The following is a 16,619-nucleotide window of genomic DNA, read 5'->3' as shown; positions in this document are numbered from 1 at the left end:
AGTCGATAGAGCAGTTTTTATTGATTCAAGGTATGTTTAATCTTAAAGGAAATATAAAGGAAGATACAAGAACAAACCCAATATTTTTCCTGCTCGCCCCCCTTAATTTCTGTTTTGTCAAGGAAGAAAATTAAATCAAAAAGAAAAGCCAGCAGTATGATTGCTGGCTTTTCTTTAACAGGTTATACAGATAAGCAGGAATGATAGCTATCACTGCTGAATTCATGCTCCCTCACGTATTCAATTGTGTATATGATAGCTTCTTCATTTTCACGTAAGATCACTACAGAGACGAGTCACCCTTTTTGCCGCAAATATCGTTTATCATTCATAAATAAGCTCCAGAAGTAAAAAAAGCCGGGGAACAGAATGGCGAAACCAACGATATACGTGATAAACACAGCCCTGAATGAATTAGGATCTGTAAAAGCGGCTTGAATGGTCACATTTGGATAAATGATATAAGGCAAATGTGCTTTTCCATAAACGTAGCTGGCAATAAGGTATTGGATGACCACAGCAATTACGGAAAGCCTTGGCATTCCCTTGACCCCTTTTTGAAAAGGTGACGAGCCATACAAGCCAATTCCTACAATTAAAAAGAAGCCGACGGAAAGCAGCAGAAGCGCAAAGTCTTCCATCATACGCTCATATAACCATTCGGCCTCATTGGCTAGTGTAAGCATAATCAGAAAAGCCATCAGCAAGGTTACAGGCCCTAATATTTTGCCATTCCGAAGATACACTTTGTAAGCTTCCATTTCCTTCGATGCTTTTGAGTAATCTGCTAGTAATAAAGAGGAGAGGAAAAGAGTACTGCTGACCGCAAAGCCAATAAATGTATACACATTCGGGCTTGTGAACAGCCTGACCAAATTTAAATTAGCTGTACCATTTGTGTAATCAACAAACTCTCCATGTGTAATGGGCAATACACTGATTAGCAGACCGGGAATAATAATCCCTGCAATACCTGAAATGTAGGTCAATGGCTTTTTATATTCTGTGGCGATGTTTGAAAAAACTAAAAAAGCACTTCTCAAAGCAAGCAAAAGCAGGATCGCACTTCCAGGAACGAGCAGGATGGTGCCCAGCGTGTAAGCTGCAGTTGGAAAAAGACTATAAACCGCCACAACAAGCGCAACAATAAACGTGTTGGTCACTTCCCAGGTGGGAGATAAATATCGATTGGCTACATTCGTCGCTTTTGTTTTCTCGTGATTAATGTAAATCATCGACCAGAATCCCGCCCCGAAATCCATAGTAGCCATAACGGCGTAAATAAAAACAAACCCCCAGAGCACGGTGATCGCAATCAGAGCATCAGCCATTTGTCTATCCTCCTATGAATTGGAACCGTATAACGGCTTCCCTTTTTTCTCTGCACGCTTTATATCATCCATTTCTGTATTTTTTCTGAAGAAGTACAGCAGTACAAATACAACTGCAGTTCCTAATATTGCATATACAATAATAAATAAGATAAACAATGTTCCTAAATTAGTAGCGGTTGTGGCTGACTCCGCTGTGCTTAAAATCCGGTAGATAACCCATGGCTGGCGGCCTGTACAAGCAAAGATCCATCCGCATTCAAGAGCAATCACGGCTAGCGGGCCGGTGGCCACTAGTGTCCAAAGCACGGGCTTCGGATAGTGCTTTTTTTTCAATCCTTTTTTCCAGATCAATACGAGGATGGGAATCAGGATAAGCAGAGAGCCGATACCGACCATCACGTTAAATAACGTATGTATATAGAGCGGCGGCCAAAACTCTTCCGGAAAATCATTCAAGCCCACTACAACCGTATCGAAGCTGTTTCCAGAGAGAAAGCTCAGCGCCCAGGGAATTTCAATCGCCCACTTTACCTCCTGCGTTTCCCGGTCTGTAAAACCACCAATGGCGAGCGGCGCATGGGATTGGGTTTCAAATAGCCCTTCTGCAGCAGCCAGCTTTTCCGGCTGGTATTCATGTAAATACTGAGCGGATTCATGCCCATTTAAAGCGGTAAAGAACGCAAAGGCGCCCCCCACTACTAAACTGATCAGGAGTGCTTTCTGATGAAATAAATAAACCCTGGATCCCCGTTCATTTTTCATCATTTTAAAAGCTGCAACAGAACCAACCGCAAAGGCGCCGACGACATAAGCAGACAGCGCCACGTGCCCGGCCGTTACTAAAAAGCTTGGATTAAAAAATGCCGCCCACGGGTCAATGTCTAAGAATTCCCCGTTTTCATACCGGAAACCCGCCGGTGTTCCCTGAAAGGCATGGACATTTGTAATCAATACTGCTGAAGCCAAAGCACCTAAAGCAACGAGTACGAGGCTTACAATTCTCATCCAGGGTTTAATTCTTTCGGCAGCATACACATAAATAGACATGAAAAGAGCTTCTACGAAAAAAGCATATATTTCAATTTGAAAAGGAAGCGGCATGACTCGGCCGACGACTTCCATAAAACCGGGCCAGAGCAAGGATAACTGAACACCTGCAATCGTGCCGGTCGGAATACCGACGCCAAGCAGGATAGCAAATGTCTTCGTCCATCGCTTAGCCATGACAACGTAGTCCAAATCTTTTGTTTTTTGGTAAAGCAGTTCAGCCACTAAAATCATCAGCGGCAGCCCTACGCCTATCGTGGCAAATATAATATGAAAGGCCATCGTCGTCCCAAATAAAGAACGAGCTATTACTAAATCATCCACTATTTCTTCGTCCTCTCGGGGTTAAGATTCGTCCATATTTATCCCCATCTCACTAAATCTTATACCATTCACCTAGGATGAGTGTTTTATGGAATATCGCTCCTAACTCATACAAAAAGGAACTAGGTCGAACCTTTTTAAAGAAAAGTGTCGAGCGTACTAATTTAACTCTATGTTTACTTTGGTAATAGCAGGGAAAAATAATGAATGGGTTAGGGTAACAAAAAAGCAAATGCTTTTCATGAGAAAAAATATTTGTGCAAAAAGTATTTTCTTTTTTATGTTACATAAGATCCGAAGTTTATTGGTACAAATGAAATGCGCTTTAACAAAAATTCAAAAAGAAATGAGGAATGTAAACATGGCAGTATTGTATACAGGCAGTGCAACAGCATCAGGCGGCAGACAAGGACACGTGGTTTCTTCTGACAACGTACTCGACCTGGATTTAAAAACGCCAGAAGGACTGGGTGGCCCGGGCGGCCACGGAACAAATCCGGAGCAATTATTTGCGGCTGGCTACTCTGCCTGCTTTGACGGAGCCTTGAACCTGGTGATCCGCAAAAAAGGCGTGAAAGGTGTTACTTCTACAGCTGTTACGGCAAATGTGTCCATTTTAAATGATGAGGCGGACGACGGCTTTAAAATTGCCGCCGACCTCGAAGTGGAAATCGAAGGTGTAGACAAGGAAACAGCACAGGAGCTTATAGAAGCTGCTCACCAAGTATGCCCGTACTCTAAAGCAACAAGAGGAAATATTGAAGTCAATTTAAAAGTTGTGTAAATAAGCGGTTCCTGAAGTAAATAGCAATTCCTGCCCCCTCATTCCGGCTACCCCGGCAGCTTTAAAAAGGAGAATGGAGATATGGCATATATACAAGTTGGCATGGAAAATAGTTCACCGATTGATCTATACTATGAGGATGTAGGAAACGGAAAACCGGTTGTTTTAATTCACGGCTGGCCGCTGAGCGGACGTTCCTGGGAATCCCAGGTTCCTGCTTTAGTGGAAGCAGGCTACCGGGTCATCACGTATGACCGCAGAGGCTTTGGGAATTCCTCACAGCCGTGGGAAGGCTACGACTATGACACCTTTTCAGCGGATCTACACAAACTGCTCGAGCATTTGGATCTTCGTGATGTGACGCTTGTCGGCTTTTCAATGGGCGGCGGCGAAGTGGCACGCTACCTTGGCACATACGGAGACGAAAGAGTCAAGAAAGCGGTATTTGCTGCAGCGGTTCCTCCGTATTTGTATAAATCGGAAGACCATCCGGAAGGTGCCTTGGACGAAGCTACTATCGCCGATTTTCAAGCTAGTATTAAAAAAGACCGTATTGCTTTTCTTGAAACATTCACCAAGAACTTCTTTACTGCTGGGAACAAAACGGATTTGGTTAGTGAGGAGTTCCGTCATTATATCCGTGATATTGCTGCATTCGCTTCGCCAAAGGGCACGCTCGACTGTGTCAGCGCGTTTGCACGCACGGACTTCCGTTCTAATGTAGCTAATATTCATATACCTTCCTTGATTATTCATGGAGATTCAGACTCGGTTGTACCATTTGAAGCAAGCGGAAAACTGACTCAGGAACTTCTTCCCAGCAGCCAGCTCGTCGTGATTGAAGGCGGACCGCATGGACTAAATGCTACACACCCGGAACAATTCAATACCGCTTTACTGAAATTTCTCTCGGAATAATCAACAAAAGGGAACTGTATAGTCAGTTCCCTTTTTTTATTCTTTACTTTCACCGCTTGTCTAAAAAGCTGCTTTATACAAAAACTTATGCTGTCCACTTCGTCCCTTTGGCTCTATCAACTTTTAACACTTCCCTCTTTTCACCGATCAACTGGCAGGCTGCCACAAAAAGGAGAATAGCGAGCCCCGGAAAAATCATAACATGCGGTGCTGCCTGGAAATAAGCAGTCGCATCATGAAGCATACCTCCCCATTCCGGAGCCGGCGGCTGTGTGCCTAATCCGAGAAATGACAGCCCCGCTATCAACAGTACGGCTTTTCCTGTATCCAATACGCTGTAGGCAAGGAGCGGCGGGGAAACTTTAGGAAGAATATAACGCCGCATAATACGGATGTGAGAATTTCCCGACATTCTGGCAGACCAAATATAATCTGCCTGGCAGACATTTAAAACAAGGCTGCGGATAAAGCGGACATAGCCAGCCCATCTTACTAAAACGATTGCAATGGTCATATTAAAAAGCCCTGGACCGAGCATACCCACAATCGCAATCGTTAATACGATATCTGGAATCGCCAGAATACCATCCACCACCCTCATAAATAAATGACCGCCTTTTCCGCGTATATAACCGGTGACCAGCCCGATTGGCAGACTGATGACCAATGTGCATAAAACAATTAAAAACGCAAACAGAGCACTTACACGTGTGCCAAACAGTACGCGTGACAAAACACAGCGGCCTAAATGGTCCGTCCCAAATGGGTAATCCCAGCTTGGAGGAGCGAGCCGGTTAGAGAGGTTAATGACGAGCGGGTCGTGTGGAGCCAGCCACGGCGCAAACAGACCCGTTAATATAATCAAAAGAAATAAACCAACACCTGCTGCAAAGCTCTTATTGATGGAATAAGCTGTATTTTTCAGTTCCCTCTCCCCCTAACGTGCGCGCATTCGTGGATCTACAAGTTTAGAGAGAAGATCAACGGCAATATGGATGGATACAAATAAAAACGAGGTGAGAATCACGTAGCCTTGAATCACCGGGTAGTCCCGCTTGTTTATGGATTCAATCATATAGTTTCCTAAACCTGGCCACGAAAAAATCGATTCCACAATCATGCTTCCCCCCAGCATAAAAGCAAAGCTTGTTCCCATCATCGTCACTACCGGCAGGAGTGCATGCTTACATACGTGAAAAAACAAAATACGCCTTTTTGATAATCCTCTCGCTTTTGTAGCTTGAACAAATGGCTGATCCATTACTTCGAGCAGACTGGAGCGCAGCACCCGGGCATAAACAGTACCAAGGCCTAACCCAAGCGTCAGAGCCGGCAGGATAAGATGCGCGGCCGTCCCACGGCCCATTGAAGGAAGCCAGCCGAATTGTACTGAACAAACATAGATAAGCAGAAAGCCCAGCCAGAAGGAAGGAACGGATGAGCCAAGCAATGCGGCACCCCTTCCGATCCGATTGAGCCATCCGCTTGAATAAAGAGCAGTTGCCCCGCCCATGGTGAAGGTAACAAGCACCATTACAAGGAGTCCTGCACCGGCCAGCTCCAGCGTAGCGGGTATCCGGCTAAGCAGTTCATTGGCGACCGGTTCTTTGGATACGTAAGAGGTTCCCCATTGAAGGGTGAAAGCATCTTGCAGCCAGTTCATGTATTGACTGCCCAAACTGTCTGTTAATCCAAGCTCTTCCCGTAAATCAGCCAGCGCTTCATCTGATACCGGAATATTATGGGCAGTGAGCAGCAAATAAGCCGGATCTCCCGGTGCCAGCCGCAGGAGCCAAAAGGTAAGCGATGAAACCAAAAAAACAACGAGTACCAGTTGGGCAATACGCTCAACTCCGAAACGAATCACTATTTTCATTCGCCAGCCACGTTTATTTGAGAATGGATATAGTAAAACTCGCTTGCATGCGGTTCAAATCCTGTCAGGCCTTTTCTGACGGCAAAAATGGTTTCGGGATGTACGAGAAATGACTGCGGCATATCACTAGTGATGATTTTTTGTATGTTCAGTGCCAGCTCATTCCGCTGCTCCTGATCAGCCGTTTCCTTTAACTGGGCAATCAGCTGGTCAAGTACAGGTGAAGCATAATGACTTACATTCGAACTGCTGTCTGAACGGTAAAAAAGGTTTAAAAAGTATTCTGGATCGCCCGTGTGAGCGGTCAGCATACTATACATCGCCACATCCCACTTTTCTTTTGCCAGTGCTTCATCGATATTTTCGACCTGGCGGAGGTTGACTTGGACTCCATTTGCGAGGAGCTCACTTTGAATGATTTCGGCCATCACGGTCAGTTCCGGGCGCTGCGGAAACGTCAGCATATTTATTTCAAAAAGCTTTCCATTCTTTTCCCATCGTGCCTCTTCGTTTTTCTTCCACCCTTCTTCCTTCATAAATGCTTCAAAGGAACCTGTTTCCTTTTTCTCTTCCCCCTGACCGAATGGGAGCAAGTCAGGAAATGGCCCATTTGCGGCTAATGCCTTTCCTTTCATCACAGATTGGACAATTTCCTCTTTGGGAACTAAAGCGTCCACCGCTTTTCGAAATGCCGCATCTTTAAACACAGAAGACTGAACGTTAAACAGCATCATATGCGTACGAAGAGATGGCGCTGTTAATATTTCGAACTGATTACTTTTTTGAAGCACGTCTATGTTATCAACGGGAATGTCTACTGCTGCATCTACATCTCCCGATTGCAGAGCCATCAGCCGTGTATTCCCTTCCGGAATAAACCGGATCGTAATATTTGAAAGAAGGGCTTTTTCTCCCCAGTACTGCTCATATCTTTTTAAAGCGAGCGACTCGTCTTTATGAAATTCTTCCATTTGAAAAGGACCTGTCAGGGCTGGATATGTCCCCCTTTTTCCAAGCGTCCCCACATCTCCAATCGTGACCGATGGATCTGCTAAATGAGCGGGCAGAGCTGCATTCGGCTCGGTCGTTTCGATTTTCAATTGATTGCTGGCTGCTTCTATCGTTTTAATCTTCAATAAGTCTCTCGCTTTTGCTTCTTTTTCGATAGAGCGCTGTAGAGATGCTTTTACACTGGCCGCATCCATTGGTTTTCCATTATGAAAAGTCACATTCTCCTGCAGCCCAAACGTCCATGTCGTAGGGGTTTCCTGTTTCCATTCCTTTGCGAGCCACGGAACAGGCTCCAGCTCTTTGTTCAGCTTGACCAGTGTTTCTCCAGCGCCTGAACGCATGATCTCCCAGCTGTCGCTTCCATGAGGATCCAGGCTTGACGGGCTCCAAGGAAAAGCGAATGTTGCTGATGGCTCCTTTGAGGCATCTGCCCCCTTTTCCGACCCGCACCCGGATAATAAAAACAGGCCTGCGGCCGCGATCCATAAAAGAAAAGTAAATGTTTGTGTTCTCATTCTCATCCTGTGAACACCTCCTATGTTGTAATAAACGAAAAAAAGCATTTCCGACCAGGTTTGGAGGTCAGAAATGCTTTTCATTAAAATAAAAAGGAAGGAACTGCACACCATCCCCCAGAAAGAGACCCATGCAGCCGGCCGTAAGCATCCTAACCACCTTCCCAAGTCCCGTAGGTCAAACAGTGATGTTAAAACAGGCAGGTCTCCTGACTTGGGGCATCTCTTTCAGGCCTTCCCGGGCTTAACCAGTGGCTTTTCTGAAAAAATCGGCGCAGCCGATATCCCTATACAGTGGCGGGTCCGTGCCGGATTGGAACCGGCTTCCCTTTTCAGCGCAAAATGCATGTTATGTTGCGCACCTGTTTCCGTACAATATGATGTTTTGTGAATGATCATTTGAGCAGCAAAATCGATGCTGAGTCTCACATACTTCTTTTAAAATTCCCTTCCATGTTAAGTTTAAGAAAGAGAAAAGTCAACAAACGACCGGCTTCTGTCCTATTAGATCCGCTGATTTTTTTCTATACATTTACTTATTTTCTTCCGGCTTGGGCAGAATGGGCCGAAATGTGACCGGGGATGTAAGGATAATAGATGTGTGAACATTACCGTAAGGCATCAGCCTGTCCACGAGCAGCCTCAGACTGTCCATTCCATCAACGGCTGCTTTAATAAAGTAACCAAAGTGCCCTGTTACACGGTGGCATTCGATAACATCCAAGTCCCCTGCAATCATTTCCTCGAATTCGTTGGCCGACACTTTCAAATCACTGATTTGAATGATCAGCAGCGTATCTCTGCCTATTTTGGCCGGGGATACCCGTGCCGCAAATCCTTCAATTACGCCCTGCTCCTGCAGCCGGTGCAGCCGCTCGGTAATGCTGGGCCGGCTCAGGGCCAGCTTTTTAGAAAGCTCGCTAATCGTCATGCGGGCATCCTCCTGCAGGAGCGCCAGCAAATCAATATCAATTTTGTCCATCTTTCCTCCTTTTCAAAATGAATGTTTTTTCCCTAAAACCGATTCATTTTGCAACTATATTTGATCAAATATATTCATTATTGCATGTATAAATCTTTATCCAGATTGTATCATGAAGGTACTAATTTTGCATGAAGCTGTATAAAAAGGAGATAGAAATGAAAAGAATATTATACATTATACTTGGCTGCCTGCTCACAAGCATCGGCGCCTTGATTTTACAGCATGCGGAAGTCATGACGGGCGGTACTGCAGGATTGTCACTGCTTTTAAGCTATGCCTCTGATCTTCCGTTTGGGTTGGTCTTTTTTCTTGTAAATGTACCGTTTTACGTGTTATCGATTATTTTTATGGGCTGGAATTTTACCGTTTCCACGATTCTGTCAGTTACCCTGCTGTCAGCGATGACAGGTCTGGATAGATGGCTTCCTGCTTTTGAAATCCCAATGTCAGTTGGAGCCGTTGTCGGAGGGGTCATTATCGGTTTTGGGCTGTCTATTTTATTTATCAACCGCACTTCTCTCGGCGGTTCAAACATTGTGGCCCTGATTCTTCAGAAAAAGCTGGGCTGGAATCCTGGCAAACTAAATTTTCTTTTTGATTTTGTAGTCGTTTTATATGGTTTTTATTCCATCGGCTTCTTAAACGGTGCTCTATCTGTTTTATCAATTATGGTTACGTCGAGCATTATCAGTCATTTTAAACAAAAAATCGGCGCAAGCAACCATTCCAAAAAAGAAGCCTCTCCTGCTGTGGAAGGAACAGTGGCAACAAGCTGATGATCGATCAAGCAATAAAAAAACGGACCCCCGTGAACGGCGGTCCGTTTTTTTATTGCCCCACTGTTTAATTGCGCAGGTCTTAGATTGAAAAATCTGCCGGGACGAAGACTTTTAACTGATTTGGACGGACAAACACCGTTTCTCCGGTTTGAATGTTGAGCTCCCGGTACTGTTCTTTCGGCAGCTCGGCTTCTAAAAAGCGTTCCGCTTTCTCTTCTTTTAATTCAATATGCACCGTACGGCCAACGGCATGAACGTGTATCACTTTCGCTTCTACAGCATCCTCTGTCGGTTTTTCCCGCTCAATGACAATGTCATGCGGCCGCACATAAGCAAGCGCCTGCTGTTCAGTGTCTGCTTGATTTCCATTTCTCCACTGTCCGTCTTCGAGGCGGCCATGAAATACATTTACATTGCCAAGGAAATCATACACAAACGGGCTGTTCGGCTGCTCATACACTTCTTCCGGGCTGCCGATCTGCTCAATTCTTCCTTCATTCATGACTACAATCCGGTTCGCAACATCTAAGGCTTCTTCCTGATCATGCGTAACGAAAATGCTCGTGATATGAAACTCGTCATGGAGACGGCGCAGCCACCGGCGCAGTTCCTTGCGCACTTTTGCGTCAAGCGCACCAAACGGTTCATCCAAAAGCAGCACTTTCGGTTCCACAGCAAGAGCACGCGCTAAGGCGACACGCTGGCGCTGGCCGCCTGACAGCTGTGCTGGATAACGATCTGCAAAAGCTTCAAGCTTTACAAGTGAAAGAAGCTCCGTTACTTTTTTCTTGATGTCTTTTTTAGACGGGCGCTCTCTTTTAGACCGTACCCTGAGGCCATATGCGACATTATCAAAAACTGTCATATGTTTAAAAAGAGCGTAATGCTGAAAAACAAATCCGACTTTCCGCTCAGTGGTGCGAATATGGGTTATTTCTTCATTTCCAAAAAAGATCACGCCGTCATCTGCTTCTTCAAGACCTGCAATAATACGAAGAAGCGATGTTTTACCGGAGCCGGATGGTCCAAGCAGTGCCACCAGCTCTCCTGTTTGAATATCAAGGTTGATGTTTTTCAGCGCTTCAAAAGAGCCGAATGTTTTAGATACTCCCTTTATTTGAATACTCACCTTCTGCTCCTCCTTCAGCCATGCTGGCCGGACTTCCATTCCACGATATTTTTCAAGATCAGTGTCACAATAGCCAAAATGGACATTAAAGATGCCACCGCAAAAGCGGCAGAAAATTGGTACTCATTGTATAATATTTCTATATGCAGCGGCATCGTGTTGGTTAATCCGCGAATATGGCCCGATACAACCGATACAGCTCCAAATTCGCCTACCGCCCGCGCATTGCACAAAATCACGCCGTATAATAATCCCCATTTTATATTGGGAAGCGTAACGAGCCAGAATGTTTTCCAGCCATTCGCCCCAAGAGTAAGAGAAGCTTCTTCTTCCGCGGACCCTTGTGCCTGCATAAGAGGGATTAACTCACGTGCGACAAAAGGAAACGTAACAAATAATGTAGCCAGCACGATACCCGGTACAGCAAATAAAATTTTAATGTCATGTTGGAATAAGAAATCTCCAAACAATCCATGTGTACTAAACAACAGAACAAAGACCAAACCTGCAATAACCGGTGAAATAGCAAACGGCAGATCAATCAGCGTAATGAGCAGGCTTTTTCCCCTGAACTCAAACTTGGTAATGGCCCAGGCTGCGGCAAGCCCAAACAGCGCATTGAGCGGAACCGTCAGCACAACCACAAGCAGCGTCAGTTTAATGGCCGAAAGCGCATCAGGATCAGTAATAGAAGCGATATAAAGCCCCACTCCCTGCTCAAATGCTTTGATAAAAATGGCTGCCAGCGGCAGCAGAAGAAATAGGAATAAGAAAGCAAGTGCGACAGTGATTAAGAGAAATCGTATCATGAACGGCTCGCGGGCTGTTTGCTTGACCGCTTGCTTGCTGCCATACTGCAGCGGGATGTGTCCAGCCATGGTTTTCCTCCTTAAGAATGTGAATATTTCCGATTTGTCCACCACTGCAAGCCATTAATAAACAGCAGCAATACAAACGAGATAACCAGCATAACCGCTGCAATCGCCGTTGCTCCTTCGTAGTCATACTGTTCCAGCTTTGTCATAATCATCAGTGGAGTGATTTCTGTTTTCATCGGCATGTTGCCGGCAATGAACACAACGGACCCATATTCTCCAAGTGCCCGGGCAAAAGCCAAAGCAAATCCTGTCAGTGCCGCTGGAATAATTTCTGGAACAATAACTTTAAAAAACGTCTGCATCCGTCCGGCACCTAAAATAGCTGAGGCTTCTTCTGTTTCCTGGTCAAAATTTTGCAAAACAGGCTGCACCATCCGGACTACAAACGGAAGACCAATAAACGTTAAGGCAATCGTAATGCCAATGGGTGTAAAAGCGACTTTAAAAGGCAGAAACTGTCCGACCCAGCCTGTTTCCGTGTAAAGAGTGGTGAGTGCAATACCGGCTACAGCTGTTGGCAGCGCAAACGGCAGGTCAACTAATCCATCAATAACACGTTTACCAGGGAAGGAATACCGTACAAGCACCCAGGCAATCAGTACGCCGAATACAACATTGATACAAGCCGCCGCAAAGGAGGCCCCAAAACTCAGCCGGTAAGAAGCGATAACCCGCGGCTCTGTTACAGCTGCCCAAAAGCCAGACCAGCTCATGGAAGCGGTATTGACAAAAATCATGGCCAGCGGCAGCAGCACAAGCAAACTTACATATAACGTTGTAAAGCCGACCGATAAACCGAAGCCCGGCAGTATACTGTGTTTTTTCCATTTTGTCTTTCTCATCATGTCACCTGCATCTCCTTAGAGGTAGCTAAAGCGGCAGGCAAAAGCCTGCCGCTTTGAATGCCTACTTTGGCTGATAAATTTCGTCAAACGTCCCGCCGTCATCAAAGTGTTTTTGCTGCGCTTTTTTCCAGCCGCCAAATTCATCGTCAATCATGACAAGACTGATGTCCGGGAACTGGTCTGCATATTTTGCCAATACTTCCTCATTGCGTGGACGGTAATAGTTTTCAGCGGCAATTTCCTGGCCTTTCTCTGTATACAGGTATTCCAGGTACGCTTCGGCAACTTTTTCTGTTCCTTTTTTTTCTGCCACTTTATCGACAACGGCTACCGGCGGTTCCGCTAAAATACTTAAAGACGGATTTACAATTTCAAATTTGTCTTTGCCCAGCTCATTTAGCGAAAGATACGCTTCATTCTCCCAGGCAATCAAGACATCTCCAATTCCGCGTTCCACAAAGGTAGTCGTAGAGCCGCGAGCACCTGAATCAAGCACTTCAACATTTTGATAAATGTCACCTACAAACTGCTTAACTTTTTTTTCATCTCCATCAAACTTTTTATCGGCATACGCCCAGGCAGCCAGGTAGTTCCATCGCGCGCCTCCGGACGTTTTCGGGTTTGGTGTAATGACCGACACGCCTTTTTTCGCTAAATCATCCCAGTCTTTGATCTGCTTCGGATTTCCTTTTCGGACAAGAAAGACGATCGTAGAGGTATACGGTGTAGAGTTGTCATCAAGACGTGCCTGCCAGTCTTCTGCTGTTAACCCTGCTTTGGCGACTTCATCAACGTCCCCGGCAAGCGCCAATGTCACCACATCAGCTTCAAGCCCGTCAATAACGGCGCGCGCCTGTTTTCCTGAACCGCCATGCGACTGCTGAATCGAGACATCCTGGCCTGTTTCTTCTTTCCAGTGAGCGGCAAATTCTTTATTAAATTCTTCATATAATTCCCGTGTTGGATCGTAAGACACATTTAAAAGCTCAACCGGCTCTTTTGAAGAAGCGGCTCCGCTGTCGCCGTTTTCCTTTTCGGTATTGCTTCCGCATCCTGCCAAAATCGTGGCTGTTGCGGTAAGACCCGCTAAAAATGATAAAACAAATGGTTTTCTTTTCATCTCCAAAACCTCTCTCTCCTAATTCGTGATCCATATAAAAAAGGCAGACTGCTTTTAACAAAGAACCGTTAAAAGAGTCTGCCTTCAGTTTGTCTGATCGGCATTTATTGAATTTTTACCTGCTTTGGTTTCTCGTAGACTTGGTTTTTTTTTAATGGAAACCGCTGTTTTTCCAGCCGGTCAATTTGAGTAATCTGTGAATCATGAATGACAATTTCTACTGACCCGTATTCAATTCCCTGCAGTGATTTCACAATCCGTTCAATCCATTGTTCATCAATTTGTTTTCCTGCCATGCTGCATCCCTCCATTTTTTAATCTCGACCTTTTTAGTCGACTTTTGGTCAAAAAAAGCTCCTTTTCATCACCAGGCCAAACATATTGGATAGAGATTAAAAGGAGCCTTCAGTTGTCTGATTGGCGTAGTATGTAGTTTTTTATAACCAAGTATTTCGGTTTGTTTTATTTGAATAATTGGATTATAGCCCATTCAGAAAACGATGTCTACCTGTTTTTTCAAAAAAAATATTTTTCCGAATTAAACAGGAACGATGGGACGCAGCTGTCCTTTTAATAAATCCTCTAATGTTGTTTGTTCCAGCACGTAAGCGATCGTGTCCCTTACAAGCGCCCAAAGCGGCTTTAGCAAACAGCTTCCTTCAAGCAGACAGGGTTCATAAGCCGTAACACTCGCACAGCTCATTGGAGACAATGGCCCCTCTATTTGCCGAATTACTTCACCAATATTGATCTCTGCCGGCGGCTTGCTTAAAAAGTAACCTCCTTGAATGCCGCGCTTACTCTCGACATACCCAAGCTTCTTAAGACTGAGCAGAATCTTTTCTAAATATTTTACTGTGACAAGCGTTCCTTCTGATATTTCACTGATTGGCATCAGCTCTTTTTTTTGCCCGAGCACAATAAGTGCCCGCAGCGCATATTCACCCCGGCTGGAGACTTTCATTTCTCCACCTCAATTCTTACTATTTCGATTGGATTTGTTAAAATTATATGCATCTGGTCTCACTATGTCTACACTTCGAATAAAAAAGCATCCGACAAAAAAGGTTTTGTCCTGTACTAAAAATTTGAAAAAAGAAAAAATGGTTGCTTCATTTTATTTCTTTATATAAGCATTGTTATACTACTCATCATTAGGTTCCTTGTGATAAGTCCAGGCTGTCTGGATTTCTAAATTAGTACTCTTTCGTTTATTTAAATTGTTGTAAAGGCAGTAGAATTGGATTTCTGTGGTCGTCTTCATGAAGAAACAGGGAAAAGGAGTAAATGAGGGGATTAAAAAATACAGCGTATATATCCCGTTTTAGTTTGGGTTCAGCTTATTTGGCATAAGGTCACAATAGGACCATATAAAAGCCACTTTAATAAGTGAGTGTGCGGGGCGGTTTCGTAACGTCTATAAAATAAAAACAAGTATGGATAGGGATTTATTTTCTTAATATTTTACATAGCATTCACCACATAACCTAAAATACCTTTTGCTTTCTTTCATTCACCCCCTTCTTTCTCTATCCTTATTCTACCTGATAACCTCCTAGCTGCCTGCTTTAAATGAGCAAATTTTCATCCATATATTTTTTAATAATTTGGAAATAGTTAAAGAATTTTAACACCCATATAACTGTAATGAATGAATGATTTAATTAAAGCTCAGTTTGAAACAAAGCCAATTGTAAGCTTTGAGTTCACCTTAAGAAGCAGTTTAAAAAGCAATTATATATTCATAGAATATTTCTTTATTCAATAGACAGACCCTTATTGACGACCTTAAAAGGAACGGCCAGTATAAGTTTTTTCCTATTGTGGTCTGACTTGGGCTCCATCAGCTCTCCAAAAAACTTGACGAGCCGGTATTTCCCTGGGGGAAGATCATTCTCTAGATAAGGATCAAGAGAAACCGTTTGCGCAAAAGCTTCCTCCGGACGAATAAAAGAGCCGCCTGTTTGAGGAACTTTCAATTGAACTGGAACAGAGTACCAAACACCATCAATATTTTTTTCTATTGCAAAACGTTCACCAGGTACAAGAGCAAATTTGCTTTCATTTAATATTGTAATGGTTAATTCGTTTACAGATATTTTAGCCTGCTTTTTTTCGATCTTTAATGTAATACCATCTTTTGATTGTGTAATATGCTGGATCGATGCTACTTTATTCTGTTTTTCATCAGCTGTTACCACCTTTTTAAAGTCGCCTATCTGACACGCAGTCAATAAAAATACGCTTATAATTAAAAATAGTAAAATAAAATTCTGTTTATTCACTATAAATCCTCCTTTCTTATAGGCAATATAGCTTCACTCTTTGAATAAGATGCATAGGAATTACTTTAATAGAAAACTGTGGATTATAATGGCTTGTTTTTGGCTGCTCTGCAGGCTACGCTCATAGAACGTAGTTGCTTCCTGCTAAAACGGCTGCTGTCCGGATAATACTCCAAAGCCGCTTTTCACATTGCTAAAGCCCCTTTTTCTGAGATTTATCCATACAAAAAAGACAGAACACTTTTAACAATGTGTGAAAAGCGTCTGCCTTCAGTTGGTCTGATCGGCATTTATTGGACTTTCAACCCCTTCAATTTTCTAAGGGGGAACCGCTAACCCAAACACTGGATTAAAGTTTTCACCAATTTAATTGGCTTTTAATATGATGTATATTCAAGTATTTTGGGCTGATCTATTGAATACTATGATTGTATGCGCTGGCATGACGATATTTGTCTGTTTAAGAAAGAACTTTTTCTCAATAGCATTCGATCATTTAGAAGGGTTTGATCTTTTTAGAAATTTTGAACGTCCCTCTTACTGCATATCCCCACGTTGCATCTCGTTCTCCTGCAAATCACAAATTATTTCCTTGTTTTTCAAAAATCAAAAATATTTTTTATCTTATTAAAAAAAGACTTCACCTATAGCAAAAAGCTATAAGTAAAGTTTTTGGCTGTTCATTTCTACAAGCAGGATATAGCGGGAGATTATCTTACAACCCCTAAGCAGTCATGTTTCGCTTACGTATAGAAAGTGTTTCTACGCAGCTGTACCCTGCCGTATGGG

General features: G+C 43.8%; 16 protein-coding genes and 1 riboswitch. Of the genes, 3 read left to right on the top strand and 13 right to left on the bottom strand.

What is annotated here, in order from left to right; genetic code table 11:
* Positions 1-296: 296 nt before the first annotated feature.
* Positions 297-1,331: a cytochrome d ubiquinol oxidase subunit II gene (locus L2D08_RS18425; protein WP_242235995.1), complete on the bottom strand. Its 1,035-nt coding sequence runs from the start codon at positions 1,329-1,331 to the stop codon at positions 297-299.
* Between the two features lie 12 nt (positions 1,332-1,343).
* On the bottom strand, positions 1,344-2,705 hold the full coding sequence (locus tag L2D08_RS18420) for a cytochrome ubiquinol oxidase subunit I (RefSeq protein WP_242235993.1): 1,362 nt from the start codon (positions 2,703-2,705) through the stop codon (positions 1,344-1,346).
* A gap of 361 nt (positions 2,706-3,066) precedes the next feature.
* Here L2D08_RS18420 and L2D08_RS18415 point away from each other — a divergent pair, with 361 nt between their 5' ends.
* Together L2D08_RS18415 and L2D08_RS18410 are read left to right on the top strand one after the other, a co-directional pair.
* Positions 3,067-3,489 (top strand): organic hydroperoxide resistance protein, encoded by a 423-nt coding sequence (locus tag L2D08_RS18415; RefSeq protein ID WP_304653940.1) that lies wholly within the window; start codon positions 3,067-3,069, stop codon positions 3,487-3,489.
* A gap of 81 nt (positions 3,490-3,570) precedes the next feature.
* On the top strand, positions 3,571-4,407 hold the full coding sequence (locus tag L2D08_RS18410; protein ID WP_242235992.1) for an alpha/beta fold hydrolase: 837 nt from the start codon (positions 3,571-3,573) through the stop codon (positions 4,405-4,407).
* An 85-nt stretch (positions 4,408-4,492) separates the two neighbouring features.
* On the opposite strand, the gene L2D08_RS18405 is transcribed toward L2D08_RS18410, so the two are convergent.
* From L2D08_RS18405 to L2D08_RS18390, 4 genes are all read right to left on the bottom strand, one after another.
* Positions 4,493-5,332, bottom strand: coding sequence for an ABC transporter permease (locus L2D08_RS18405; protein WP_255822035.1), 840 nt, complete (start codon positions 5,330-5,332; stop codon positions 4,493-4,495).
* 12 nt (positions 5,333-5,344) lie between these two features.
* A complete protein-coding gene (gene nikB, locus L2D08_RS18400; RefSeq protein ID WP_242235989.1) occupies positions 5,345-6,283 on the bottom strand; it encodes a nickel ABC transporter permease in 939 nt (312 codons plus the stop codon).
* Complete coding sequence (locus tag L2D08_RS18395) at positions 6,280-7,815, bottom strand: ABC transporter substrate-binding protein (RefSeq protein WP_242235988.1); 1,536 nt, start codon at positions 7,813-7,815, stop codon at positions 6,280-6,282. The genes nikB and L2D08_RS18395 overlap by 4 nt, the downstream gene beginning before the upstream one ends.
* A gap of 176 nt (positions 7,816-7,991) precedes the next feature.
* Positions 7,992-8,190, bottom strand: a riboswitch (cobalamin riboswitch).
* A 151-nt stretch (positions 8,191-8,341) separates the two neighbouring features.
* Positions 8,342-8,791, bottom strand: coding sequence for an Lrp/AsnC family transcriptional regulator (locus tag L2D08_RS18390; RefSeq protein ID WP_242235986.1), 450 nt, complete (start codon positions 8,789-8,791; stop codon positions 8,342-8,344).
* 158 nt (positions 8,792-8,949) lie between these two features.
* Between L2D08_RS18390 and L2D08_RS18385 the strand changes: the two genes are divergently transcribed.
* Positions 8,950-9,570, top strand: a complete 621-nt coding sequence (locus L2D08_RS18385) for a YitT family protein (protein WP_242235984.1) — start codon at positions 8,950-8,952, stop codon at positions 9,568-9,570.
* Positions 9,571-9,652: 82 nt separating this feature from the next.
* Here L2D08_RS18385 and L2D08_RS18380 read toward each other — a convergent pair whose 3' ends face one another.
* From L2D08_RS18380 to L2D08_RS18350, 7 genes are all read right to left on the bottom strand, one after another.
* Positions 9,653-10,702, bottom strand: coding sequence for a sulfate/molybdate ABC transporter ATP-binding protein (locus L2D08_RS18380; protein WP_242235982.1), 1,050 nt, complete (start codon positions 10,700-10,702; stop codon positions 9,653-9,655).
* 14 nt (positions 10,703-10,716) lie between these two features.
* Entirely contained in the window at positions 10,717-11,580 is an 864-nt protein-coding gene (gene cysW / locus L2D08_RS18375; protein ID WP_242235980.1) for a sulfate ABC transporter permease subunit CysW, read from the bottom strand.
* 11 nt (positions 11,581-11,591) lie between these two features.
* Positions 11,592-12,425, bottom strand: coding sequence for a sulfate ABC transporter permease subunit CysT (gene cysT, locus L2D08_RS18370; protein ID WP_242235978.1), 834 nt, complete (start codon positions 12,423-12,425; stop codon positions 11,592-11,594).
* Between the two features lie 61 nt (positions 12,426-12,486).
* Positions 12,487-13,545 (bottom strand): sulfate ABC transporter substrate-binding protein, encoded by a 1,059-nt coding sequence (locus tag L2D08_RS18365; protein WP_242235977.1) that lies wholly within the window; start codon positions 13,543-13,545, stop codon positions 12,487-12,489.
* A gap of 104 nt (positions 13,546-13,649) precedes the next feature.
* Complete coding sequence (locus tag L2D08_RS18360; RefSeq protein ID WP_242235974.1) at positions 13,650-13,841, bottom strand: YezD family protein; 192 nt, start codon at positions 13,839-13,841, stop codon at positions 13,650-13,652.
* A gap of 242 nt (positions 13,842-14,083) precedes the next feature.
* Positions 14,084-14,509, bottom strand: coding sequence for an RrF2 family transcriptional regulator (locus tag L2D08_RS18355; RefSeq protein ID WP_242235972.1), 426 nt, complete (start codon positions 14,507-14,509; stop codon positions 14,084-14,086).
* 793 nt (positions 14,510-15,302) lie between these two features.
* Positions 15,303-15,830, bottom strand: coding sequence for an immunoglobulin-like domain-containing protein (locus L2D08_RS18350; RefSeq protein ID WP_242235970.1), 528 nt, complete (start codon positions 15,828-15,830; stop codon positions 15,303-15,305).
* Positions 15,831-16,619: the final 789 nt, after the last annotated feature.

This window comes from Domibacillus sp. PGB-M46 (genome assembly GCF_022668875.1).
In the GTDB taxonomy this organism is placed as follows: Bacteria; Bacillota; Bacilli; order Bacillales; family Domibacillaceae; genus Domibacillus.
The sequence above is the reverse complement of the archived record's forward strand: the minus strand, read 5'-3'. Positions and strand labels throughout refer to the sequence as shown.